At 68.5% G+C, this 23864-nt stretch carries 20 protein-coding genes; 10 read left to right on the forward strand and 10 right to left on the reverse strand.

Annotated elements, in window-relative coordinates; genetic code table 11:
• Positions 1-5: 5 nt before the first annotated feature.
• From ACP7AU_RS07575 to argF, 3 genes are all read left to right on the forward strand, one after another.
• Positions 6-386, forward strand: a complete 381-nt coding sequence (locus ACP7AU_RS07575) for a YkvA family protein (RefSeq protein ID WP_426038167.1) — start codon at positions 6-8, stop codon at positions 384-386.
• A 119-nt stretch (positions 387-505) separates the two neighbouring features.
• A complete protein-coding gene (locus tag ACP7AU_RS07580; protein WP_426051033.1) occupies positions 506-1687 on the forward strand; it encodes an aspartate aminotransferase family protein in 1182 nt (393 codons plus the stop codon).
• 145 nt (positions 1688-1832) lie between these two features.
• Complete coding sequence (gene argF, locus ACP7AU_RS07585; protein ID WP_426038169.1) at positions 1833-2747, forward strand: ornithine carbamoyltransferase; 915 nt, start codon at positions 1833-1835, stop codon at positions 2745-2747.
• Between the two features lie 66 nt (positions 2748-2813).
• On the opposite strand, the gene ACP7AU_RS07590 is transcribed toward argF, so the two are convergent.
• Positions 2814-3320, reverse strand: a complete 507-nt coding sequence (locus ACP7AU_RS07590) for a pyridoxamine 5'-phosphate oxidase family protein (protein WP_426051020.1) — start codon at positions 3318-3320, stop codon at positions 2814-2816.
• A gap of 60 nt (positions 3321-3380) precedes the next feature.
• On the reverse strand, positions 3381-3581 hold the full coding sequence (locus ACP7AU_RS07595; RefSeq protein WP_426051021.1) for a hypothetical protein: 201 nt from the start codon (positions 3579-3581) through the stop codon (positions 3381-3383).
• A gap of 216 nt (positions 3582-3797) precedes the next feature.
• Here ACP7AU_RS07595 and ACP7AU_RS07600 point away from each other — a divergent pair, with 216 nt between their 5' ends.
• From ACP7AU_RS07600 to ACP7AU_RS07615, 4 genes are all read left to right on the forward strand, one after another.
• Positions 3798-6797: an SEL1-like repeat protein gene (locus tag ACP7AU_RS07600; RefSeq protein WP_426051022.1), complete on the forward strand. Its 3000-nt coding sequence runs from the start codon at positions 3798-3800 to the stop codon at positions 6795-6797.
• A gap of 98 nt (positions 6798-6895) precedes the next feature.
• Positions 6896-7822 (forward strand): sulfite exporter TauE/SafE family protein, encoded by a 927-nt coding sequence (locus ACP7AU_RS07605; RefSeq protein ID WP_426038177.1) that lies wholly within the window; start codon positions 6896-6898, stop codon positions 7820-7822.
• Positions 7823-7887: 65 nt separating this feature from the next.
• On the forward strand, positions 7888-8643 hold the full coding sequence (locus ACP7AU_RS07610; RefSeq protein ID WP_426038179.1) for a TIGR02186 family protein: 756 nt from the start codon (positions 7888-7890) through the stop codon (positions 8641-8643).
• Positions 8643-9059: a DUF3429 domain-containing protein gene (locus ACP7AU_RS07615; RefSeq protein ID WP_426038181.1), complete on the forward strand. Its 417-nt coding sequence runs from the start codon at positions 8643-8645 to the stop codon at positions 9057-9059. The genes ACP7AU_RS07610 and ACP7AU_RS07615 overlap by 1 nt, the downstream gene beginning before the upstream one ends.
• Here ACP7AU_RS07615 and pdeM read toward each other — a convergent pair.
• The gene (gene pdeM / locus ACP7AU_RS07620; RefSeq protein WP_426051023.1) at positions 9056-9799 is read right to left on the reverse strand and encodes a ligase-associated DNA damage response endonuclease PdeM; all 744 of its coding nucleotides are present in this window, start codon (positions 9797-9799) and stop codon (positions 9056-9058) included. The two genes, ACP7AU_RS07615 and pdeM, sit on opposite strands and share 4 nt — an antisense overlap.
• On the reverse strand, positions 9796-12417 hold the full coding sequence (locus tag ACP7AU_RS07625; protein WP_426051034.1) for a ligase-associated DNA damage response DEXH box helicase: 2622 nt from the start codon (positions 12415-12417) through the stop codon (positions 9796-9798). Before ACP7AU_RS07625 ends, pdeM begins: the two co-directional genes overlap by 4 nt.
• Positions 12418-12523: 106 nt before the next feature.
• On the opposite strand from ACP7AU_RS07625, the gene ACP7AU_RS07630 reads away from it, so the two are divergent.
• Positions 12524-15379 (forward strand): ATP-dependent DNA helicase, encoded by a 2856-nt coding sequence (locus ACP7AU_RS07630; RefSeq protein ID WP_426051024.1) that lies wholly within the window; start codon positions 12524-12526, stop codon positions 15377-15379.
• A gap of 30 nt (positions 15380-15409) precedes the next feature.
• On the opposite strand, the gene ACP7AU_RS07635 is transcribed toward ACP7AU_RS07630, so the two are convergent.
• The 6 genes from ACP7AU_RS07635 to rpmH all read right to left on the reverse strand — a co-directional run bounded on the left by ACP7AU_RS07635 (position 15410) and on the right by rpmH (position 21509).
• Complete coding sequence (locus ACP7AU_RS07635; protein WP_426051025.1) at positions 15410-16360, reverse strand: esterase-like activity of phytase family protein; 951 nt, start codon at positions 16358-16360, stop codon at positions 15410-15412.
• Positions 16360-18246 carry a cobaltochelatase subunit CobT gene (gene cobT, locus ACP7AU_RS07640; RefSeq protein ID WP_426038189.1) on the reverse strand — a complete coding sequence of 629 codons (1887 nt, stop codon included), beginning with the start codon at positions 18244-18246 and terminating at the stop codon, positions 16360-16362. Before cobT ends, ACP7AU_RS07635 begins: the two co-directional genes overlap by 1 nt.
• Positions 18247-18443: 197 nt before the next feature.
• Positions 18444-19085 carry a ribosome biogenesis GTP-binding protein YihA/YsxC gene (gene yihA / locus ACP7AU_RS07645; protein ID WP_426038192.1) on the reverse strand — a complete coding sequence of 214 codons (642 nt, stop codon included), beginning with the start codon at positions 19083-19085 and terminating at the stop codon, positions 18444-18446.
• Entirely contained in the window at positions 19082-20914 is a 1833-nt protein-coding gene (yidC, locus tag ACP7AU_RS07650; RefSeq protein ID WP_426038194.1) for a membrane protein insertase YidC, read from the reverse strand. The genes yihA and yidC overlap by 4 nt, the downstream gene beginning before the upstream one ends.
• Before the next feature lie 5 nt (positions 20915-20919).
• Positions 20920-21345, reverse strand: a complete 426-nt coding sequence (rnpA, locus tag ACP7AU_RS07655; protein WP_426038196.1) for a ribonuclease P protein component — start codon at positions 21343-21345, stop codon at positions 20920-20922.
• A gap of 29 nt (positions 21346-21374) precedes the next feature.
• Positions 21375-21509 carry a 50S ribosomal protein L34 gene (gene rpmH / locus ACP7AU_RS07660; RefSeq protein WP_013268133.1) on the reverse strand — a complete coding sequence of 45 codons (135 nt, stop codon included), beginning with the start codon at positions 21507-21509 and terminating at the stop codon, positions 21375-21377.
• Positions 21510-21668: 159 nt separating this feature from the next.
• On the opposite strand from rpmH, the gene ACP7AU_RS07665 reads away from it, so the two are divergent.
• Positions 21669-22391 carry a TVP38/TMEM64 family protein gene (locus tag ACP7AU_RS07665; protein ID WP_426038198.1) on the forward strand — a complete coding sequence of 241 codons (723 nt, stop codon included), beginning with the start codon at positions 21669-21671 and terminating at the stop codon, positions 22389-22391.
• Entirely contained in the window at positions 22388-23863 is a 1476-nt protein-coding gene (locus ACP7AU_RS07670; protein ID WP_426038200.1) for a sensor histidine kinase, read from the forward strand. The genes ACP7AU_RS07665 and ACP7AU_RS07670 overlap by 4 nt, the downstream gene beginning before the upstream one ends.
• Position 23864 lies beyond the last annotated feature (1 nt).

Below are 23864 nucleotides of genomic sequence, written 5' to 3' on the forward strand. Positions count from 1 at the left end.
TGGCCGTGCTCCGTGACTGGGCGCGTCGGCTCAAGCGCGACGTGGTGGCGATCTATCTGGCCGGACGGGATCCCAGGGTGGCCTGGCCCACCAAGCTCCTGGCCCTGGCCGTGAGCGCCTATGCGCTGTCACCCATCGACCTCATCCCCGACTTCATTCCGGTGATCGGGATGGTTGACGACCTGATCCTGGTTCCACTGGGCCTGCTCGCCGTCATCCGTCTCCTGCCCGCCGCGATTCTGGAGGAGCACCGGGCGAGAGCAGTCGAGATGCTGGATCGCCCGACCAGTCGTGTCGCTGGCGCGCTTATCCTGGCGATATGGGTTCTCGCAGTCGTGGCCTGTGGCCTTTGGTTCTATCGCCTGCAATGGGATCGACATGGCTGACGGGGGCCGGTGTTGACTAACCCCCGCCCCCGTCCGACAACGCCAGACTGCTGAAAGTCCCGTCGCACCCGCGCCGGGGCTTCGTTTCTTCTGGAGGTCTGTCCGTGTCCGGTCATTTGATGGGTGTCTACAATCGCGCGCCGCTGGAAGTGGATCGCGGGCGAGGCGCGCGTCTGTGGGCCACGGACGGGACCGAGTATCTGGACTGCGTTCAGGGCATCTCGACCAACGGCCTGGGTCACGCTCACCCGGTTCTGGTCGAGGCTGTGAAGGCCCAGGCCGAGAAGCTCTGGCACGTCTCCAACATCTTCAAGATCCCGGGTCAGGAAGAACTGGCCGACGCCCTGACTGAGGCCAGTTTCGCCGACGTCGTCTTCTTCACCAATTCCGGCACCGAAGCGGTCGAGTGCGCGCTGAAGACGGCGCGCAAATACCACGCCGCCAACGGCCAGCCCGAGCGGATCGATATCTACGGCTTCGACGGCGCCTTCCACGGCCGGACCTACGGGGCCATCAATGCTGCAGCCAACCCCAGCTACACCGAGGGCTTCGGGCCCAAGATGCAGGGCTTCCACCAGCTGAAGTGGGGCGATCACGAGGCGCTCAAGGCCGCGATCGCCGAACCCAACACCGCCGCGATCATCGTCGAGCCGGTGCAGGGCGAGGGCGGGTGCCGGGCCATGCCCGACGTCTGCCTGCGCGGCCTGCGTGAGCTGTGCGACCAGCACGGCGTCCTGATCATCTTCGACGAGGTCCAGTGCGGCATGGGCCGTTCCGGCAAGCTGTGGGCCCATGAATGGGCCGGTATGGCTCCCGACATCATGGCCGTGGCCAAGGCGCTGGGCGGCGGCTTCCCGATCGGGGCCTGCCTGGCGACGACGGAAGCGGCCAAGGGCATGACGGTCGGGGCCCACGGCTCGACGTTCGGCGGCAATCCGCTGGCCATGGCGGTGGGCCTGGCGGCCTTCAACGCCATCAACTCCGACGAGATCCTGGGCAACGTCAACGAGATCGCCGGCTATGTGAAGCAGCAACTGCACGGGCTGAAGGAACGCTTCCCCGACGTGATCGAGGACGTGCGCGGCAAGGGGTTGCTGATCGGGCTCAAGCTGATCCCTAACAATCGCGAGTTCATGGGCTGGGCGCGCGACGAGCAGCACCTGCTGATCGCCGGCGGCGGCGACAACTGCGTGCGCATGCTGCCGCCCCTGAACCTGACGCTGGACGAGGCCCGCGAGGCTGTCGAACGGCTGGAGCGTACCTGCGAAGGCGCGCGGACCAAGATCAAGGCGGCAGCCTGACCTCACTCCGATCATCCCCGCGAAGGCGGGGACCCAGACCTTTGGGCGATCGGACTTTCACACCGGGCGTGAGCGTCATCCCAGACGCCGTGCCTCACAAAAGGACTGGGTCCCCGCCTTCGCGGGGATGCACGGGGTTTTAGAGATGGTCAGACATTTCCTCGACATCCACCGGCTGGAAGCGCCCGAGCTGCGTGCCATCCTTGACGACGCCCATGCCCGCAAGGCCGCCCGCAAGGGCAGGCCCCAGGGCTGGGTCGATGCCGATGCTCCGGCGAAGGATCGCGTCCTGGCGATGATCTTCGAGAAGAACTCGACCCGCACCCGCTTCAGTTTCGACGCCGCCATCCGCCAACTGGGCGGAGACGCCATCATCGCCAATGCCGGCGACATGCAGCTGGGGCGCGGCGAGCCGGTCGAAGACACCGCGCGGGTCCTTTCGCGCATGGTCGACGCAGTGATGATCCGCGCCAACAGCCACGAGGACGTCGAGAGGTTCGCCCGGGTCGCCACCGTGCCCGTCGTCAACGGCCTGACCGACCGCTCGCACCCGTGCCAGATTCTGGCCGACATCATGACCATCGAGGAACAGCGCGGCCCGATCGAGGGCAAGACGCTGGCCTGGATCGGCGACGGCAACAACGTCTGCCACAGCTTCATGCACGCGGCGCCGAAGCTGGGCTTCCACCTGAACGTCGCCTGCCCGGCCGAGTATCACCCCGACCTGCACGACATGGCCAAGGGCGGCTCTGCTGTCAGTCTGACCTCGGACCCACGCGATGCGGTCAAGGGCGCAGACGTTGTCATCACGGACACCTGGGTGTCGATGGGTGACAGCGACTACGAGGCCCGCCTGCATGCGTTCGAGAGTTACACGGTCGACGAGGCCCTGATGGACCTGGCCGATCCGGACGCGGTCTTCCTGCACTGCCTGCCCGCGCACCGGGGCGAGGAGGTCACCGACGCGGTGATCGACGGACCGCGCTCGCTTGTCTGGGACGAGGCAGAAAACCGCATCCACGCCCAGAAGGCCGTGCTGGCCTGGTGTTTCGCGGGCTGACCCGATTGCCGGCATCAAAAGGGGCGCCGTCGCGAAACGGCGCCCCTGATCTTTGCCTGATCGAACCTACTGCAGGTTCACATCAGCGACCCCGCCGGCGTCCGGCGTCGTCTTCGTCAGATTGGCCTTGGCGATCTCGAAGGCGAACCTGACCAGACCGCCCTTGTTGACCCAGACGCGGCCGTTATCGGCGTCGAAGCGCAGGATGGTCAGGTGGCGATCCTCCTTGCCGTCCGGATACCAGGCGGCCAGCACCGGGTTCCAGTAGCGGTCGACGATCTCGCGGTCATTGCCCTGGACCGACAGCTCGCCATGGATGCAGGCCCAGGTGTTCTGGTCCTTTGAGCCATAGTGGAACATGGCGCTCTGGCCGCCGCCGACCCCGGCGTCTTTCGCCAGATCGGTGTCGTCGCGGGTGAAGAACCAGATCGTGCCGGTCTCGGCCTCGCGGAAGGCGGTCATCGGCTGGGCGTGATACCCGGGCTGGTCGAGGCCGAGCAGGCCGGTGTTGGAGTCCTTGAGGGACTTCCAGAACTCTTTTTCGGCTTCGGCGGAGGTGAGTGTATCGGCCATGTCGGGCTCCTGCGGTTTGCGTTCGGTGGGATAACCGCCGGACCGCGCGCCTGTTCCGCCTCAGGTCCGGGGCGTGACGCCCATCAGCGTTCCGATGTGGATCATCAGCAGGAAGGCCAGCGCTCCGGCCAGCAGCATGATGAACCGCCAGGGCACCATGCGCGGCTTCAGGAAGTCGCTCGGTCGCGCGCCCCGCCATCCGGCGAAACCGGCCACGAGCAGGGCGCCGGCCAGCAGCGAGAGCGTCAGGGTCATCGACATGGGCGCGATGTGGCGGCAAGTCCCCGGATGCGCAAGCGAACCCTTACCGGGATCTTAATCTTCACCGCTCATTAACCACGTCGGCGCGATGAAATGAGTTGCGGCGGAGCCTATCCACAGGTGATTGGCCAACCGTCAAGATGTTGGGGTTAACCACACGTTTACACCCCGGATATGGGCGATTAGCGTGAGACCTATGGGTCGGGAGCCGAATCAGTGAGCGCAGCCGCTGCGCCTTGGAGCGTAAAGGGGATCGACCCGAAAGCGCGCGAGGTGGCCAAGGATCTGGCGCGCCGTTCGGGCATGACGCTGGGCGAGTGGCTCAACACCATGATCATGGACGACGAGGACGACGGCGTTCAGCCGTTACCGCGCCGTCCGCACGCCGCCGAGACGTTCGATCGTCGCGGCCGGTCCCGCCGCCTCGACGACGCCTATGAGCCCGAAAGTCGCAGCTACGGCCGCGACGACGAGACCCTGCAGCGCGTCGCCGCCTCGGTCGACGCCATCGCCGCCCGTCTGGAAGCCGCCGAGCGTCGCTCCACCATCGCCATCCAGGGGGTGGACCAGGCCGTGTCCGGCCTCGTGCGTCGCATGGAGGCGCAGGACCAGCAGGCGGGCCAGTATGGCCGCCGCATCGACGACATCTCTGACGAACTGAAGGAGGGCCACAAGCGCCTTCGTCGGTTCGAACAGGACGTCGGCCCCCAGACCGTCGAGACCATTGGTAAGGTCGAACAGGCCATTGGCGGGCTCGCGGGTCGTCTGTATGACATCGAGGAGCGTCAGCGCTCGGGCCTGAACGAGGTGCGTCAGCGTCTCGACGGTGTCGAGAAGGCCGATGTCTGGGGCAAGACCGACACGGCCGTCGCCGCCCTGACCAGCCGTCTCTACGATCTTGAAGAGCGCAACCGCGCCCACGGCCAGACCCTGCTTCAACGTCTGGAGGCCGTCGAGAAGGTCGCCGGTCCGGGCGCCGGTTCGGATATGCTGGCGCGCGTGGGTCAGCGCCTCGATGCGGCGCAGAGCCAGACGACCGAGGCCCTGCGCAATCTGGAGCGCTCCTTTGCCGGCCTCGACCAGCGGCTGCGCGCCGCCGAGACCCGTGTCGAGCCCGAAGGCATCCGCGAGGCCGCCCGGTTCGAGAAACTGGCCGAGACGCTCTCCCGCCAGGTCGATGCCAACCGCACCGAGATGATGCGCCGGCTGGAGACCGCCGAGAGCGAGGGCCGCATGGCCCGCATCGAGGCGACCATAGCCTCGCTTGGCGAACAGGCGCGTTCGGCCGAGCAGCGCTCCGCCCAGGGCATCGACGCCATGGGCCGCGAGGTCCTGCGCATCGCCCAGAACCTGGACACTCGCGTCGACCGCATCGAGACCGTCGGCGACGCGCGTCTGGAGAAGTTCGAGACAGAGCTGAACAAGCGGGTCTCCGACAAGATCGAGCAGGACATGGGCCGCTACGGCCAGGCGATCGAGCATCGCCTGACCCGCGCCGATGACCAGCACGCCATCGCCCTGGAAAAGCTGGGCGTCGAGATCACCCGCATCTCCGACCGCCTCGCCGACCGTATCGCCCAATCGGAACGCAAGTCCGCCCAGGCACTGGAAGACATCGGCCGTCGCATGGGCGAGGGCGCCGAACGCATCGAGCAGCGCTATGATCGCGCCTCCGGCGAACTGGCCGAGCGCATGCGCCTGTCCGAAGACCGTACGGCGAAGCTGCTGGCAGACGCGCGCGAAACCCTGGACCAGCGTCTGGCCGAAACCGCCGCGCCGATGCCTGCGCCGGTGTTTGACCCGACCCCGCAGCCCTTGCCGCCCGCAGCTGAGTTCGCCCAGCCCGACTGGCGCTCCGCCGCCTTCCCGGCCGAGGACTTCGCTTCTGCTGATGACGGCTGGTCGATTGATTCCCTCTCGGCCGATATCGAACCCTTCCCGGAGGCCCCCTCCGAGACCGCGCTCGCGCCCGAACCTGTTGTCGCCGCCCTGGGGGCCGAAGACAGCTTTGACGCCCTGCCGCGACGCTTCGAGCCGGTTGCGTCCGAGTCGACCCCGTTCGGTTCGGCGGTCCAGCCCTTCGGCGGTTTCGGCGGCGCCGACGTCAGCGACGCACTGGACGCCATCGCAGAGATAACGCCCCAGTCTACGGATCAGGCCGTGCCGCCGGCTGCCTTTGCCGGAGTGGTCGCCGAGACCTTCCCTTCGGCCCGCACCTTCGATGGCGGCGATGATGACTTCGCGGCCGAGACCGAGTTCGTCGATGCCCGTCGCCTGCGCGCCGGTCTGGGCGGCGGCGCCGCGGCCGGCCGCGCCGCCTCGACCCGCGACACCATCTCGGCTGCCCGCGCCGCCATGAACACGTCGGTCGCCGCCGAACCCGCCCCCCGGGCCAGCTTTGGACTGGGCGGCCTGAAGAAGGGCGGCAAGTCTCGTCTGCAAGAGCGGTTGGACAAGCAGGCCTCGCGCGACGGCACGGTCAAGAAGGCCTTCCTGGCCTCGGTCACCGGCGTGGCCGTCGTCTGCGGCCTCTACGCCACCGGTCGCCTGACCGGCTATGAGATCATGGATGTCGGCCAACTGCTGGGTCAGTCGAGCGGCGAGGCCGAGGCGACCCCGATCGCCGCCCTGGCGCTCAGTCCGGCCGATGCGCCCCTGGACGCCGCGCCCGCCGATGCGACCGAGGCCCAGAACCTGTTCGCCCAGGCGACGGAACAGCTGGACCGCAACGATCCGGCCGGGGTCGAGACCCTGACCCGCGCCGCCAACCTGGGCGAGCCCCAGGCCCAGCTGAAGCTGGCCGGTCTGTATCAATCGGGCGAGAACGGTGTCGCCGCCGACCTCGAGGAAAGCCGCCTTTGGGCCCGACGCGCGGCCGAGGGTGGCGACGCACGCGGCATGCACGCGTTCGGCATGTATCTGTTCGACGGCGTCGGCGGCGCCCGCAACCGGGCCGAGGCGCTGGACTGGCTCAGGAGGGCTGCGGACCAGGGTCTGGTCGACAGCCAGTACAATGTCGCCCGCATCTATGAGAACGGCGACGAGGGCATCGCCCCCAATCCGACCCAGGCCTATCGCTGGTACCTGATCGCGGCCCGCGCAGGCGATCCCCAGGCCCAGGCCGCTGTCGATCGGCTGGCCCCGACCATTCCGGCGGCGGCGCGACAGACCGCCCGCGCCCAGGCCGAGGCCTTCGCCCTGGAACCGCTCGCCTGACCGTTTAACAGGGTGGTCCCCGAAACGCCGTCCGACTAAGACACCTTCGCTCGCCTTCCGGCGCTTAAGCTTATCCGTTCCAGCCGAAGGCCCGCCCTTTGGAGATCTATCTGCCGATCGCCGAGGTTTCGGTGAACTGGCCGCTCCTGGTTCTGCTGGGCGCGCTGGTCGGATTCGTGTCTGGCCTGTTCGGCATCGGCGGCGGTTTCCTGTTGGCGCCGGCGCTGGTCTTCCTCGGCATCCCCCCGACCGTTGCCGTCGCCAGCCAGGCCAGCCACGTCGTGGCCTCCTCAACCTCCGGCGTGATCCGCTACACCGGCCAGGGCGCGGTCGACTTCAAGATGGGGGGCATTATGGCCGCCGGCGGCGCCGTCGGCGCCATCGGCGGGGTCGAACTATTCCGTTATCTCCGTCTGCTCGGCCAGGCGGATTTGGTCGTGGCGCTGTCCTACCTCATTTTCCTCGGCGCCATCGGCCTGCTGATGCTGCAGGAAAGCCTGACTGAAATTCTCCGCCGTCACCGCGGCGAGATCGCCCCGCACAAGGAGCGCCGTCGTCCGTTGTGGCTCTATGGCCTGCCGTGGAAGGTGCGCTTCCCCAAATCGGGCCTCTATATCAGCGCCATTCCGCCGTTCGGCCTCGGCGTCTTCGCCGGCGTGCTGTCGGCCATCATGGGGGTCGGCGGCGGCTTCATCCTGGTCCCCGCCATGCTGTATGCGCTGCGCATGCGGGCCGGCGTGGTCGTCGGAACCAGCCTGTTCCAGATCATCATCACGACCGCGATCACCACCATCCTTCAGGCCGGCCGCAACCAGACGGTCGACATCGTCTTGTCCAGCCTCCTGCTCGTCGGCGGGGTGGTCGGCGCCCAGCTGGGCGCGCGTTACGCGGGCCGGTTCCGGGCCGATGTGCTGCGTGCGGCGCTGGGTCTGCTGATCCTGTTCGTCGGCATCCAGATGGGGCTGGACCTGTTCGTCCGGCCGTCCGACATCTTCCTTCTGGCGCCCGGGGTGTCGGACGGATGATCCAGACGCCATCCCCGCCGCCGCCCTCGATCGAGGCGCCCCTTCTTGCGGAGTCGGGCCCTGAGATGTCCGTCGGGACTCAGGGAGAACTGCGCGTCGCCGCCGCCCTGACCGATGCGCGGGTTCAGGTCGATTCCAGCTTCCAGGGGGCGAGCATCGTCCTCTACGGCGCGGTGTTCAATCCGACCGACGACCCGACCGACGTGGTCGTCGTGGTGCGCGGGCCCGACGCCCCGATCCGTCTGGTCAAGAAGACGCGTAACCTCGGCGTCTGGCTGAACAGTCGTCCCGTCCTGTTCGAGGGTGCGCCGGGCTTCTACATGACCGCCTCGACCCGGCCGCTGCCGGACATCGCCGGTTTCGGGCAGTTGAGGCGTCTGGGCGTCGGCGTCGATCACCTGCGTATCGACGCGCCGGAGGAGAGCCGCACGGTCACCCGCTACGGCGTGCGTGACGTGGTGATCTCGCGGCTGGGTGAGGACTACCTCGCCTGGCGTCGCGCCGTGATCCGGCTGAAGGAGGCGGCGGCGCTGTATGACACGGATCCCAATGGGGTCCGCTTCGTCGATCGCGGCCTGTTCCGCGCCCAGGTCGAGCTGCCGGCGACCGCGCCGACGGGCGAATACCATGCCGAGGTCTGGCTGTTCCGCGACGGCGAACCGGCGGGCGTCTCCAACCTGACCCTGACTGTCGAGAAGGTCGGCTTCGAACGCGACATCTACGAACTCGCCCACCGACGACCGTGGAGCTATGGGGTGCTGTGCGTCCTTCTGGCCGCCGGCATGGGGTATCTGGCGAGCAGGGTGTTCCGGAGAAGCTGATGGATCGGGCTCGACTGACGGCGTGGACGCTGACGCTCGCGGGACTGATCCCCTTCGTCGGATGCGCCGCCCTGGTGCTTCTGACGCCAGACGGCGCGCGGGTCTGGATCGAGCCGCTGACGGTCTATGGCGCGATCATCCTGTCCTTCCTGGGCGGGGCTCGATGGGGGCGGACGATGGCGGGCCCGGAGCCGGACTGGCTTCAACTGGTGCTCAGCAATCTGCCGGCGGTCGCGGCCTGGTTGACCTTCCTTCCGACCGTGCCGGATGAGTTTCAGCTGCTGGTCATGATCTTCGGCCTGATCGCCATGCTGTACTGGGACCTGAGGAGCGCGCCGGTCTGGTACCGGAACCTGCGGCTGACGGCGACTGGCGGCGCGGCGCTCAGCCTGCTCGTCGTGATGCAGTCCTTCTAGACCAGCCCGTTCCACGCCAGTGCATGCACCCGGTCCTTGCCCAGCGCCGCGGCCATCGGCGGTTCCTTGAACAGCCCGGCGATGGCCGCGTCCCGCACGTTCAGCCCTCCGGTGAAGGCCCCGAAGGCCGGCAGGAGTAGCCTGCGCCCGTCGGTGACGAAACACGGCCGCCGCACCATTCGCGCGTGGGCCACGATCCGCGCACACGGATGTAGATGCCCCGCCACCTCGCCGTCCTCGGCCTCCGGCATCGGCTCATGGGTGAGGAACAGGGCGCCGAGCCGCAGGTCGCCGACGACGCGGCCGGGCAGGCCCGAGACCGCATCCCCATCCGCCGCTGTCAATGCTTCGCGATCATGGTTGCCCTCCAGCCAGACCCAGTCGCGCCCGAAGGCCAGCCGGTCCAGCCGTGTCCGGTCGTCCGTCGCCATCCGCCCGATGGACCGGCTGTCGTGGAAGCTGTCGCCGAGCAGGACGACGCGCTCGGGCTTCAGTTCGGCGATCTCCGCTTCCAGCCGATCCAGCGTCGCGCGGCTGTCGTAGGGCGGCAGCAACTGGCCTCGTGCGGCGTAGGCGGATCCCTTCTCGAGGTGCAGGTCCCCCGCGACCAGGGCCCCATGCGCCGGCAGCCACAGCGCGCCCGAACAGCGCAGCACGCAGAGCTCGCCCACGACCCGGACCGACAGCGATCCGCACGGCCGTCGCGCCGGGGTCAGCGCCTCTCGCAGGGCCGCGTTCATGCTGCCCCCATCAGTTGGGCCCCGCCTGGCCCGGGATGGGCGTCTTCCATGACCTCGTCGATCAGGTCCTGGGCCGAGGCCTCCAGGATCATGTCGGCCGCGTCTCCGCCGACCCGCTCGCGCCCGATCATCACCAGCACCGGCACGCAGAAGGGTGACGCCCGCTCCAGCGGCGCATGGCGGATATGGCCGGCGATGCGGGCCAGCAGCTGACCCAGCCGCGCGACGTCCAGCAGGCCGGACGCGGCGTCGGACCGGGCGGTTCTCAGCAACAGGTGATCGGGCTGGTGGCGGCGGAGCACGTCGTAGATCAGGTCCGTGGAGAAGGTCACCTGGCGCCCCGTCTTCTCGGCGCCCGGCTGTCGTCGCTCGATCAAGCCGGAAACGAGGGCGCAATTGCGGAAGGTGCGCTTCATCATGAAGCTCTCCTCCAGCCAGGCCTCCAGGTCATCGCCCAGCATGTCGGGCTGGAACAGGGCGTCCCAGTCCAGACCGTCCATTGGCTTGATCGACCAGATTGCGAAGGCATAGTCGGTGACAACGAAGCCCAGCGGCCCGACCCCCAGCCGGTCCAGCCGCCGGGTCAGCAGCATGCACAGGGTCGAATGGGCCAGCCGTCCCTCGAACGGATAGGCGACCATGAAATGGCGGCTGCCGCGCGGGAAGGTCTCGATCAGAAGGCTGTCGGCGTCGGGGATCATTGACCGTGAGGCCTGCAGTTCCAGCCACTCCTGCACGTCGACGGGCAGGACGCGCCAGTGGTCGCGGTCCTGCACCATGGCCCGGACCCGCGCGGCCAGCGAGGTGCCCAGCGGAAACTGCGATCCGCCCCAGGACGGGATCTTCGGATCCTTGTCGGTCGCATGGGTGACCAGGGCGTCCATGCCGTTGATCCCCTGAAACGCCCAGACCTGCCCCGCGAAGACGAAGGTGTCGCCGGGCGTCAGCTGTTCGAAATACCACTCCTCGGCCTCGCCGACCTTGCGCCCGCCGATCAGTTGTTTCGACGCCCCGCCGCGCCGCGAGGCGACCTTCACGTTCAGCGTCCCGGCCGCCACGATGGCCCCGACGTTCATCCGATGGCGCTGGGCGATCAGCTGGTTGCGGACGGTCCATTGGCCCTCTGGCGTCCGCACGATCCGCGCGAAGCGATCGTAGGTGCGCAGGGCGTATCCGCCCGTGGCGACGAAATCGACCACCTCCTCGAACGCCTCCCAGGTCAGGCCGCGATAGGGCGAGCAGGACGTCACCTCGGCGTGCAGGGCCTCAAGATCGAACGGTTCCGAACAGGCCACGCCCATGATGTGCTGGGCGAGGGTGTCGAGCGTGCCGATGTGATGCGGCTCCCAGTCGAAGGCGTTCTCGGCCACGGCCTCCTTGGCCGCCTGGCATTCCAGAAGTTCGAACCGGCTGGCCGGGACCATCAGGGCGCGGCTGGACTCGTCCAACCGGTGGTTGGCCCGGCCGATGCGCTGGACGAGCCGGCTCGAGCCCTTGGGCGCCGCCATCTGGATGACCAGGTCAACGTCCCCCCAGTCGATGCCGAGGTCCAGCGTCGAGGTGCAGACCACGGCCCGCAGTTCGCCCCGCGCCATAGCCGCCTCGACCTTGCGCCTCTGCTCGGCTGCCAGTGAGCCGTGGTGCAGGCCGATGGGCAGGTTGTCGTCGTTGATGGCCCACAGCTGCTGGAACACGAACTCGGACTGCCAGCGGGTGTTGACGAAGACCAGGGTCAGGCCCGAGCGCTGGATCGCCTCATAAACCTCGGGGATCGCATGCTGGCCGGTGTGCCCGGCCCAGGGCACGCGTCCCTCCGACACCAGCACGTCGATGATGGGGACAGCGCCGGGGTCGCCTTTTACAATCACGATCCCTTCTCCCCTTGCGGGAGAAGGTGGCTCGCGCAGCGAGACGGATGAGGGGTCACTCTGATCTTCGGAATTCTGCGCTGGTTCGGCTGACTCCAACGGCTCGTGTGACCCCTCATCCGTCGGGCTTCGCCCGCCACCTTCTCCCGCAAGGGGAGAAGGAAGACCCGGCGCCAGCCACTGCGCAATCAAGTCCGGATCGTCGATGGTCGCCGACAGGGCCACCCGTCTCAGCCCCGGCGAAAAGCTCTGCAGCCGCGCGAGACCGAGGTTCAGCAGGTCTCCGCGCTTGCCCGACCAGATGGCGTGGACCTCGTCGAGCACGATGCATTTCAGGTCGGCGAAATACGCCCGCGCTCCGCCCCAGGCGCAGAACAGGGCCAGCTGTTCCGGGGTGGTCAGCAGGATGTCGGGCGGGTTGTCCCGCTGGCGCTGCTTCTTGGATTGCTTGGTGTCGCCGGTGCGGCTCTCGACATGGATGTTCAGCCCGATCTCGCGGATCGGCGTCATCAGGTTGCGCTCGACGTCGGTGGTCAGCGCCTTCAGCGGCGAGACATAGATTGTATGGATGCCGCTGCCCGGCCCATGCGGCGGCCTCGGCCCGCGTTCGGCCAGGTCGATCAGGCTGGGCAGGAACCCCGCCAGTGTCTTGCCGCCCCCGGTCGGAGCGACCAGCAGGGCGTGCGACCCGGCCTCAGCCGCCGCGATCATCTCCAGCTGGTGCCTGCGGGGGCTCCAGCCGCGAGACATGAACCAGTCGGCGAACAGAGGCGGCAGGTTGGCGGCGGGTGGCGTCACGAGGGGGATATAGCATGTTCCCGTTCCGTTTCATGCCGTTCGTCGCTATCTCTCTGACGTGTCCGACGAATCCGTCCTCTCCAACCTCAGCCTGACCGGCGCCGAGCCGTGGCTCGTCCTGCCGCCTGCGCTGGCCGTGCCGCCGGGCGCGGGCGCGATCTGCGACGACGAGGGCGCGCGGAAGATCGGGCGAGGCGCCGCTGAGGGCGTATTCACCGGTGGGCCGGTGATGGTGGCGCACGCCTCGCTGACGGCGCGCAGGCTGGGCCTGTCCGCCCCGCCCCGGTCCGCCGACCTTCTGGACGTGCTGGAGCTGTGGGCCTTCGTGCGGCCGGCGACCTTCTGCGCCCCGTCGCCGTCAGGGCTGGCCCTGGCGCTGGGCATGGCCGAACCCAAGGGCGCTGAGGCCCAGGCAGCTGCGCTCAGAGACGCCGCCGCCGTTCTGCTGAAGGAGCTGGCCGACCCCGCCTATCCGCATCGCGAGGATGCCTTCACCCTGGCCGAGACGCTGGGGCGCGCCGGCTGGTCCTGGGCATGGCGGGTGTCGGGCGCCTTGCAGGCTGGACCGCTCCGGGCGCGCCAGCATCGGGGCTCGGGGCTCGACGCCTGGTCGCGCCTGCCGGAGTGGCAGGACGAGGCGCCGCGTGGGGAGGCAGGGTCCGCTCCGGTCGATTCCGAATCCGCTCGGATCCGGCTCGAGAAACTGCTGCAGGCCTCGGGCCTCGACGAAACCCGCCCGACCCAGTCCGACTACGCCGCCGAGGCCGCCTACGCCTTCTCGCCCCGCAACGAGGAGGGCAGGCCGCGCATGCTGCTGGCCGAGGCTGGCACCGGCACTGGCAAGACGCTCGGCTATCTGGCCGCCGCCTCCCTGTGGGCTGAACGGAATCAGGGCGCGGCCTGGGTCTCGACCTATACCCGGGCCCTGCAGCGCCAGATCGATCGCGAGAGCGCCGCCCTGTGGCCCGATCCGGTCGAGCGCAAGCGCAAGACTGTCGTCCGCAAGGGCCGCGAGAACTACCTCTGCCTGCTGAACCTTCAGGACATGGTCCAGGCGGCCCAGCTGGGGAACGGCGACCTGATCGGCCTGGCCCTGACCAGCCGCTGGGCCCTGCACACGCGCGACGGCGACATGACCGGCGGCGATTTCCCCGGCTGGCTGCCCGGCCTGTTCGCAGTGGCGTCTGCAAGCCAGGCCTCGGCGGGCAACCTCGTCGACCGACGCGGCGAATGCGTCCACGCGGCCTGCCCCCACTACCGCACCTGTTTCGTCGAAAAGACCATCCGCGCGAGCCGCCGTGCCGACCTCGTCGTCGCCAACCACGCCCTGGTCATGACCCAGGCGGCCTTCGACGGCGCACGTTCGGCGCGAGGCCTGAAGCAGGACGGCGAGACCGCCGCCCTCAAGCGCATCGTCTTCGACGAGGGCCACCATCTGTTCGACGCCGCCGACAGCGCCTTCTCCGCCTGCCTGTCGGGTCAGGAGGCGGCCGAGCTGCGCCGCTGGATCCGGGGGCCGGAGGGACGCGGTCGTCGGGGGCGTGGTCTGGAACAGCGGCTAGGCGATCTGTGCGCCGACAACGAGGCAGCGGCCAGGGCGCTTCAGGATGCCATCCGCGCGGCGGCCGCTTTGCCGGGTGAAGGCATCTCCGGCCGGATCGCGCCGCCCTCGGGAGAAGTGAATCCCGTCGGCCCGATCGAACAGTTCCTGATGGCTGCGCTGGAACAGATCAGGGCCCGCACGTCGGAAGCGGCCTCGTCGGGATCGTCCGAGTTCGGCACCGAATGTTCGGTCCGCCCGGCGACCGAACCGCTGCTGGAAACAGCCCGGCGCGCAGCCCAGGCCATCGCTGCCGTCGAGGCCCCCCTGCTGGCCCTCGCTCGCCATCTGGAGGACATCCTCGACGACGAGGCGGCGGAGTTGGACGGAGCCTCGCGCGCCCGGATCGAAGGGGCCCTTCGCGGCCTCGACCGTCGTGCCCGCATGACCCTGCCGGGGTGGCGGTCGATGCTGGCGGCGTTGGAGGACGGCGGCGACGCGCCCGACCCGGATTTCGTCGACTGGCTGTCGGTCGAGACGGCGTTCGGCCGCATCCACGACGTGGCCCTGCGCCGTCACTGGATCGACCCGACCGTGCCACTTGAGGCGGCCGTGATTCTGCCGGCCCATGGCGTGCTGGTGACCTCCGCCACCCTGTCCGACCCGATCGCGGAGGCGAGCGGAGGAGACCTCTTCGGCATGGCCCGGATGCGCACCGGGGCCGCGCGGCTGATCGAACCGGCGCGCACCCTGAAGGTCGAGAGCCCCTTTGACTATGCGTCGAACAGTCGGGTGATCGTCGTCACCGACGTGGGCAAGGACGACCCGCGCCAGACGGCGGCCGCGATGCGCGAACTGTTCCTGGCGGCCGGGGGCGGGGGCCTGGGCCTGTTCACAGCCATCCGCCGGTTGAAGGCCGTCTACGAACGCCTCGGCCCGGACCTGGCCAAGGCCCAGATCCCCCTCTACGCCCAGCACGTCGATCCACTGGAGGTCGGGGCCCTGGTCGACATCTTCCGCGCCGAACAGGACAGTTGCCTGCTGGGCACCGATGCCGTCCGGGACGGCGTCGATGTGCCCGGCCGCTCGCTGCGGCTGCTGGCCTTCGACCGGGTGCCCTGGCCGCGCCCCGACCTGTTGCACAAGGCCCGGCGCGAGAAGTTCGGGGCCAAGGGCTATGACGATGCCCTGGCCCGCGCCCGTATCGCCCAGGCCTTCGGTCGGCTGATCCGGCGGGCGGACGACAAGGGGGTGTTCGTCATGCTGGACGCGGCCACGCCGACACGATTGTTCGCCGCCCTCCCGCCGGGGACCGAGGTCCAGCGAATGAGCCTGGTCGAGGCGATTGAGCTGACGAAGAGCTTCTTGTCCTGACCCTTCATCCCTTGCGGGAGAAGGGGCCCGTCAGCGCCTCACATCAAAGGCCAGCAGCAGGGTCTTCTGGACGATGTTGTCATTGTCGTCGCTGAGCAGATAGACACGCGTCCCCGTCGCGGTCGGGACCGCGGCGATCCCTTCGAAATTGTCGGTCGAGGCCGGTGGGCGCAGGTGGATCAGGGGGGCCGACAGGGTCCCGTCCGGGGCCATCCGGCGGACGCGGGCCTGCATGTTGAGCGGGGGCGTGAACAGACGCTGGACGATGAACCAGCCGCCCGCCGGGTCGACATCGGCGCCGGTGGTCAGGAAGCCATCCATGTATGAGGTCGGGGCGTTGGGCAGGGACTTGCAGGCGTCGGCGTGGCAGAGCCAGGCGCCGCCGGCCTCGCCGAGCGCGAGCCAGTGGCCGTCGGGGGCGGGGGCCAGACCCTCGAGGCCCTGATTGTCCTCGAACGGGTGACGGGGGGTGGAGACCAGGCCCGGCCGATCGTTCGCCCCGACGCCGTAGGACCAGATGCGGTGATCGCGCTCGAAACTGATCAGGACGCGGCCGTCGGGGAGCAGGGCCAACCCTTCCGCATCCGCATCCGCATTGGCCTTGGGCGTCAGGACGGCGCCGTCCGGGCCGGTCAGGGGGCGGCTGACGGCGCTGTCGGCGGAGCTCAGGCGGCCGTTGCGGTCGAGCCGGAGGGTGAAGCGGACGAGGTCGCCGAAGTCGCTGACGACCCAGGCGCGGTCGCCCTGCATCTTCAGGTCGGACAGGCCGTGCAGGCCAGGCCCGCGAAGGATCAGGCCGCCCCCATAGGTGACGCCGGGCGCCAGGGTCGCGCCGCCGATGCCCAGGGGCACATGGCGGGCTTCCATGCGGAGGGCATGGTCGGGACCGGTGACCAGGCCGGGCATCGAGGTCGCGATGGCCGCGCAGGCCGCCATACCCATGAGGGCCAGCGACGCCGCGGCGCGGAAAAGCAGCCGCATCACGCCGCGCGCTTGAGGCGACGGCCGCCCTTTTTCGTCGCCTGCTTGGGCGCCGCATCGAACAGTTCGGCCAGCTTCTCGATCATGACGCCGCCCAGTTGTTCGACGTCGACGATGGTGACGGCGCGGCGATACCAGCGGGTTACGTCGTGGCCGATGCCGATGGCGATCAGTTCGACCGGGGACCGGGTCTCGATGTCCTCGATCACCTTGCGCAGGTGTTTGTCGAGATAGAGGGCGGCGTTGGCGGACTGGGTGGAATCGTCGACCGGCGAGCCGTCGGAGATGACCATCAGAATCTGGCGCGACTCGGGCCGGGCCTTCAGCCGGTCGTGGGCCCAGGTCAGGGCCTCGCCGTCGATGTTCTCCTTCAGCAGGCCTTCGCGCATCATCAGGCCGAGGTTCTTCCTGGCCCGTCGCCAGGGGGAATCGGCGGCCTTGTAGATGATGTGGCGCAGGTCGTTCAGGCGACCGGGCATCGACGGCTTGCCGGCCGTGATCCAGGCTTCTCGCGCCTGTCCGCCCTTCCATGCGCGGGTGGTGAAGCCGAGGATCTCGACCTTGACGCCGCAGCGTTCCAGCGTCCGCGCCAGGATGTCGGCGCAGACCGCCGCGACCATGATCGGGCGGCCGCGCATCGAGCCGGAGTTGTCGAGCAGCAGGGTGACGACCGTGTCGCGGAAAGGGCTTTCACTCTCCATCTTGAACGATAGCGGGCTGGTCGGGTCGGTGATGACGCGGGTCAGGCGGGCGGTGTCGAGAACTCCTTCCTCGAGGTCAAAGGCCCAAGACCGGTTCTGCTGCGCCATCAGCCGGCGCTGCAGCTTGTTGGCCAGGCGGGCGACGACGGACGACAGGATGGTCAGTTGCTGGTCCAGCAGCGACCGCAGCCGGTCCAGCTCCATCGGGTCGCACAGGTCGGCGGCGTCCACGACCTCGTCATAGGCGGTCGTGAAGACGCGATAGGCGTCGATGGCGCGGCCATCGTCGGCGTTCTCCTGGCGGTTCGGCAGGGCGCCCTCGGCGACGTCGGGACCGTCGTCGGCGGCGTCGCCATCGCGCTCGGCGGGGGAGCCGTCGGGGCGAGCGTCGCGGTCCTGTTCAGACGTGGGGTCCTCGGAGGCGCCGTCCATCGACTGGCCGCCTTCGCCGCCGCTCTCGTCCTCTTCTTCGTCCTGGTCCTCGCTGGCCTCGGGCTCCTGGGGATCCGGCTCCTCGTCGCCCTGGTCCTCGGACGCGTCGTCGCCACGCCCGTCGCCGGGGTCGAGGTCGAGGGCGCGCAGCACGTCCTTCAACGCCTTGCCGAAGGCGGCCTGGTCGCCGGCGGTCTCGGCCAGCCTGTCGAGCTGGACGTGAGCCTTGGCCTCAATGTCCGTCCGCACGAGATCGAGCATGGCCCCGGCGCCGTCGGGACTGCGCTGGCCGGTGACGCGTTCGCGCAGCAGCAGGGCGACGGCCTCGCCGACGGGGACGCGGTCGGCCTCGGTGATCCGCAGGGCGCCCATCTTCTCCAGACGGATCAGGAGCGCGGCGTTCATATTGTTGCGGACGCCGGCCAGGGCGGTGGACCCATGGGCCTCAACGCGGGCCTGTTCCACGGCCTCGAACACCTCCGCCGCGCGGCTGTCGGTGGGGCGCAAGGTCGAGTGGATCGCCGGATCGTGGTTGGCGAGACGGAGCGCCAGCCGGTCGGCCTGCCCCCGGATGGTGGCGCTGTCGCCCTCGCTGGGCGTGCGGGGGGGATGCGGCAGGGTCAGGACGCCGCCGGTCAGCTTGGGGCCGTCGGAGCCGAACGCGACCTCGAGCTCAGACTGTTCTGCGAGGGCGCGGGCCGCATGGGCGAGCGCGCGCTTGAAGACCTCGGCAGGGGTGTCGGCGGGGGGCATGGGGGCTAGTTAGGCGGTCAGGGATGGAGAGGCCAGAGCAGACGGGCTCCCTCTCCCGTTGGGAGAGGGATTAAGCGCCGGAGAGCGTAGCGAACCGCCTTGCGCGAAAGGGTGAGGGTCGTGCGTCACCGGTGAGGCCGAACCCTCATCCGTCTCGCTTCGCGAGCCACCTTCTCCCACCGGGAGAAGGAAGGGACTCAGAGCTCCGCGCCCGTCGTGCGCATGATCTCCGCCCGCAGTTCGGGCAGACCCGCGCCCTTTTCGGCCGAGGTCACGATCACCGCCGGGAAGGCGGCGGGGCGTTTGGAGATGGCTTTGAGCGTCGCCGCTTGAACCGTGTCACGCTCGTGCGCCTTGATCTTGTCGGCCTTGGTGAGGACGATCTGATAGCTGACGGCGGCGAGGTCCAGCGCATCGAGCGCCTCGGTGTCGACCGACTTCAGACCATGGCGGGCGTCGATCAGCAGATAGACCCGCTTCAGCGTCACCCGGCCGCGCAGATAGTCGCGGCCCAGGTTCTGGAACTGACGCACGGTCGTCTTCGACGCCTTGGCCCAGCCGTAGCCGGGCAGGTCGACCAGCCGCAGCTTGCCGTCGAGGTCGAAGAAGTTGACCTCCCGCGTCCGGCCCGGCTCGTTGGAGGCGCGGGCCAGCTTGTGCATGCCGACCAGCCCATTGATCAGGCTGGACTTGCCGACGTTCGACCTTCCGGCGAAGGCGATCTCGGGCAGGTTGGGTTCTGGAAGTTGCTCGATCTTGGCGGCGCCCATGACGAAGGTCGCCGGGCGCGCGAACAGAACGCGTGCGGCCTCGACCTCTTCGTCGGAAAACTCGGTCAAGCGGGCTTCTTCGTGAGTTTGGCGATCAGGTCATCGATCGGGTTCTCGGCCCCGAAGCGATGCATGATGAAATACTGCTGGGCGATCGAGAGCACGTTGTTCCAGGCCCAGTAGACCAGCAGGCCCGCCGGGAAGCCGGCCATGATGAAGGTGAAGACGATCGGCATCCAGGCGAAGATCTGGCGCTGGACCGGATCAGGCGCGGGCGGGTTCATCGCCTGCTGCAGCCACATGGTGAAGCCGTAGATAATGGCCAGGACGCTGAGCGCCAGGGTGAAGCCGCCAGCGTGCGAACCGATCAGATTGCCGACCAGGGGCACGGACGAGGGATCCCAGGGGATCAGGCCGAACAGGTTCCAGATGTTGGTCGGGTCCGGCGCCGACAGGTCGCGGATCCAGCCGAAGAAGGGCGCATGCCGCATCTCTATGGTGACGAACAGCACCTTGTAGAGGGCGTAGAAGACCGGGATCTGGACGAGGATGGGCAGACAGCCCGCCAGCGGATTGATCTTCTCCTTCTGGTACAGCTCCATCGTGGCCTTCTGCTGGGCCTGCGGATCGTCCTTGTTCTGCTCCTTGATCTTCTCCATCAGCGGCTGGAGTTTCCGCATCTTGGACAGGCTCTCGTAGCTCTTGTTGGCCAGCGGGAACATGATCAGCTTGATGGTCAGCGTCAGCAGCAGGATGGCCACGCCGAAGTTGCCGACCAGGCCGTAGAAGAACTCGACCAGCAGGAAGATCGGGCGCGTCAGGAAGAACAGGAAGCCCCAGTCGATCGCATAGATGAAGCGCGGCAGCTCGTACTGTTTCTCGTAGGCCGAGAGGATCTCGTTGCGCTTGGCGCCGGCGAACAGGTGCTGGACCTCGGTGATCTGGCGACCCGGATTGATCGTCCGCGCCTCGCCCAGAATGCGGGCCTCGTGGATGTTGTAGGTCGAGGCGTCGGTGACGCGGAACTCAGCCTGGATCGTTTCGGTCTGGGGCGGGATCAGGGCCGCCATCCAGTATTTGTCGGTGATGCCCAGCCAGCCGCCAACGGACTCGAACTCCTCGCGCGGCTTCTTGGCCCAGTCGCCGTACTTCAGCTGGGTGGTGGCGTAGCCGTCGCCCTTGGAGAAGGTGCCGATGGCGCCCTCGTGCAGGATCTGGGTCTTGCCCAGGACTGGCGGCACGCCCTGGCGCTCGATGCGGCCATAGGGGGCGATCACGATCGGGGCGGTGCCGAGGTTGGCGACCGTGTCGGTGACGGTGAACATATACTGCGCGTCGAGTGCGATGACGCGTGTGAAGCGCAGGCCTTGTCCGTTGTCCCAGGTCAGGGTGACGGGGGTGGTCTCGGTCAGGGTCGAGCCGCCGGTCAGGCGCCAGACGGTGTTCGGGCCGGGAACGCCGCCAGCGACATTGGGGCCGGTCCAGCCGAACTGGGCGAAATAGGCGTGCTCCATGCCCTGCGGGCGGAACAGCTCTTCATAGGGCGAAGAAGGATCGACAGTCTGGCGATAGTTCTTGAGGAACAGGTCGTCGATGCGACCGCCCTGGAGCGACAGGGACCCCTGCAGCGTCGGCGTGGAGACCGGGATGCGCGGGACCGTGCCCAGCGCCTCAGTGCGATCCGTCACGAATGTCAGCGCGCCCGTGGCCGTGGTGGAGCCGGGAACGGCGTCCGCTGTCGTTCCCGCCGGCGTGGCGGTCTGTTCAGCGGCAGCGGCTTCCTGGGCAGCCTTCCGGCGCTCCATCTGCGGGCCCATGACGAAGACCTGGTACAGGAGCAGGATCGCCGCCGTGCACACGGCGAAGATCACCATGTTGCGCGTGTTCTCGTTCTTCATTCGGATCAGCGGTCCAGGTCGTCGGAAAGGGGAACGGGCGTGTCGGGAGAAGGTGTGGCCGGGCGGGCCGGTCTGGGGCCGTCGGCGGGGCTCGCGAGCCTTGTAAGCGCCGATTTCACATCGTCAAGCAAACGCTCCCAGGGCCGGTCCGGAGTGCCTTGTCGAGCGATGAAGACATAGTCGCTTCCAGGCACGCCGTGCTGCCCGACCAGGGCGCGGGCGGCCTCGCGCAGGCGGCGTTTGCAGCGGTTGCGCACGACGGCCCCGCCGACCTTGCGCGTGGCGGTGAAGCCGATGCCTATGGTCGCATCCCCGTCGGCGCGGTCCAGTCGCTGGACGACCACGGCGCCGCGCGCCTGAGAAACGCCTTTCGCGGCCGCCAGAAACTGGGGCCGCGAGGTCAGGCGATGGATTGTAATGGCAATCGGCATCGATCCCCTCTGATCGAGGGGAAGGCCGCTTAAGCCGTCAGCTTCTTGCGGCCCTTGGCGCGACGCCGCGCAACGATCTTCTGTCCGTTCTTGGTGGCCATCCGCGAACGGAAGCCGTGACGGCGCTTGCGCACGAGTCGCGACGGCTGATAGGTCCGCTTCACGGTCGGCTCCAGGGGTTATAAGTGGCGCGGGGGACGAACGTGTCCTCTGCGGGAAGGGCGGGCGTATAAGCGGAGGGGCTGCGGCTGTCAACGCCGCCGACGAAGTCCTATAGCCTGAAAACGCCCAGACCCGTTGAGAATGCTGCCGTTGGAAACGCCATGGATCGCCTGAAACGGTTTCTTCCCCTCATTCTTCTGGCCTGCGTCATCGCCCTGATCTTCGGCATGGGCTGGAACCGCTATCTGTCGCTCGACACCCTGCGCGACCACGGCGACGAGCTGCGTGCCTTCACGGCCCAGAACTATCTGCTGGCCCTGCTGGTGTTGATGGCTGTGTTCGCCACGGCGACCGCCAGCGTGGTGCCCGGCGTCTTCTTCGTGACCATTACGGCCGGCTATCTGTTCGGCCCCTGGGTCGGCGGGGTCTCGACCTCGATCGCCGCCACCGTCGGCGCCCTGATCGTCTATGCGGTCGCCCGCTCGGCCCTTGGCCAGGACCTGCGTCGCAAGGCCGAACGCGACAAGGGGATGCTGAAGACGGTCTGCGCCGCCATCGACAAGGACACCTTCTGGTATGTCCTGGCCTCGCGTCTTGCTGTCGTCGTGCCCTTCCACATGATCAATATCGCCGCCGGGATCATGTCGGTCCGGCTGGTCCCCTATACCGTCGCCACGGTCATCGGCCTGCTGCCGGCCCACATCATCTACTGCTGGATCGGGGCGCGGCTGAACCAGCTGCTGGCCGAGAACCCCAACCCCGACATCCAGGCCCTGTTCGGCCAGTTCTGGGCCCCGATGGCGGGCGTCTTCGTGCTGGCCGTGGTCCTGCCTCTGATCCTGAAGACGATCCAGGCGCGCCTGCCCGGAGCCGCGACGCCGTGAGGCCGCCCCGGGTCATTCCGCGCGACCTGTTTGACCGGCTGCGGCCGCCCGCGGACTGGCGCGAGCGGCTGAAGCCCCAGGCACCCGACGGCCTGTCGTCGCGGCTGCTGCTGCTGACCGTGCTGTTCACCGTGGCGGTGCAGGCTTTGATCCTGGGTCCCAATGCGGCGACCTTCCACGAACGCTGGCTGATGGACCGGCTCCAGGCAGCCGAACTCGCCTCCGTAGGCGTTGAGGCCCTGCCCTACAGCGCCGTGGACGATCAGACGGCGGAACAGCTGCTGCGTATCGGCGGGGTATCGGCGGTGGCGATCAGCGACCAGGGCGTCATGCGCCAGCTGTTGCAGGCCCCGAACCTGGCCCGCGCGCCCGATTTCATCGACCTGAGAGGGCGCAGCTCCGGGTCGAAGCTGCTGGATCCGGTCCGGACCCTGTTCGGCCATCCCGACCGGTCGATCCGGGCGCGGGCAGCCCCCCGATATCGCTCCGGCGACTTCATCGACGTGGTCGCGCCGGCGGAGCCCTTGAAAGTCGAACTGCGCGCCTTCCTGCTCAACAGCCTGTTGGTGTCCATCATCATCTCGGTGGTCGCTGGCGGGCTGCTCTACGCCGGCCTCGCCTTCCTGGTGCTGCAGCCCCTGCGGCGGGTGACCCGGTCCATCGAAGGCTTCGCCGCCGATCCCCAGACCGTCGCCCCGACCCCCTCCGACCGCCATGACGAGATCGGCCGGGTCGAACGCGAACTGGCCGTTATGCAGGAGGAGGTGCGTCAGGCCTTGCGCTCTCGCTCGCGTCTCGTGGCGCTGGGCGAGGCGGTGGCCAAGATCAACCACGACCTGCGCAACATGCTGACCTCGGCCCAGATCGCCTCGGAGCGTCTGGCCGATTCCGCCGATCCCCAGGTGGCCAAGGCCCTGCCGCGTCTGGAGCGGGCCCTGGGTCGGGCCGCCGCCCTGACCCGCAATGTGCTGGACTACGGCAAGTCCGAGGAGCCGGCGCCGGTCAAGGATCGGGTGGCGCTGGCCCGGGCCGTGACATCCGCCGGCGAGGATGCGGGACTGGAGGCCCACGGCGTGCGGCTGGTGAAAGCGCTTCCGGGACGCTTCGCCGTCCAGGCCGACGCAGACCAACTGCACCGCATCCTGGTCAATCTGATGCGCAACGCCCGTCAGGCCATCGAGCGCGACGCCGCGCGCGCGCCTCGCAGGAAGGGTGGCCCGCTTGGCTCGGTCATGGTCGAGGCCTCGAGAGAGGATGGCTGGTGCGTCATCCGCATCGTCGACGACGGCCCCGGCATTCCCCCGCGCCTGTCCGAGCGCCTGTTCGAACCCTTCGTCTCGGGCGGCTCGGCGGACGGCACCGGTCTGGGCCTGACGATCTCGCGCGAACTCGCGACCAACCATGAGGGCGAGCTGCGCCTCGTCGAGACCGGCCCGACCGGCACGACCTTCGAGCTGCGCCTGCCGGGCTGAG

Origin of the sequence: Brevundimonas sp. SL161 (assembly GCF_049896985.1) — a bacterium.
In the GTDB taxonomy this organism is placed as follows: domain Bacteria; phylum Pseudomonadota; class Alphaproteobacteria; order Caulobacterales; family Caulobacteraceae; genus Brevundimonas.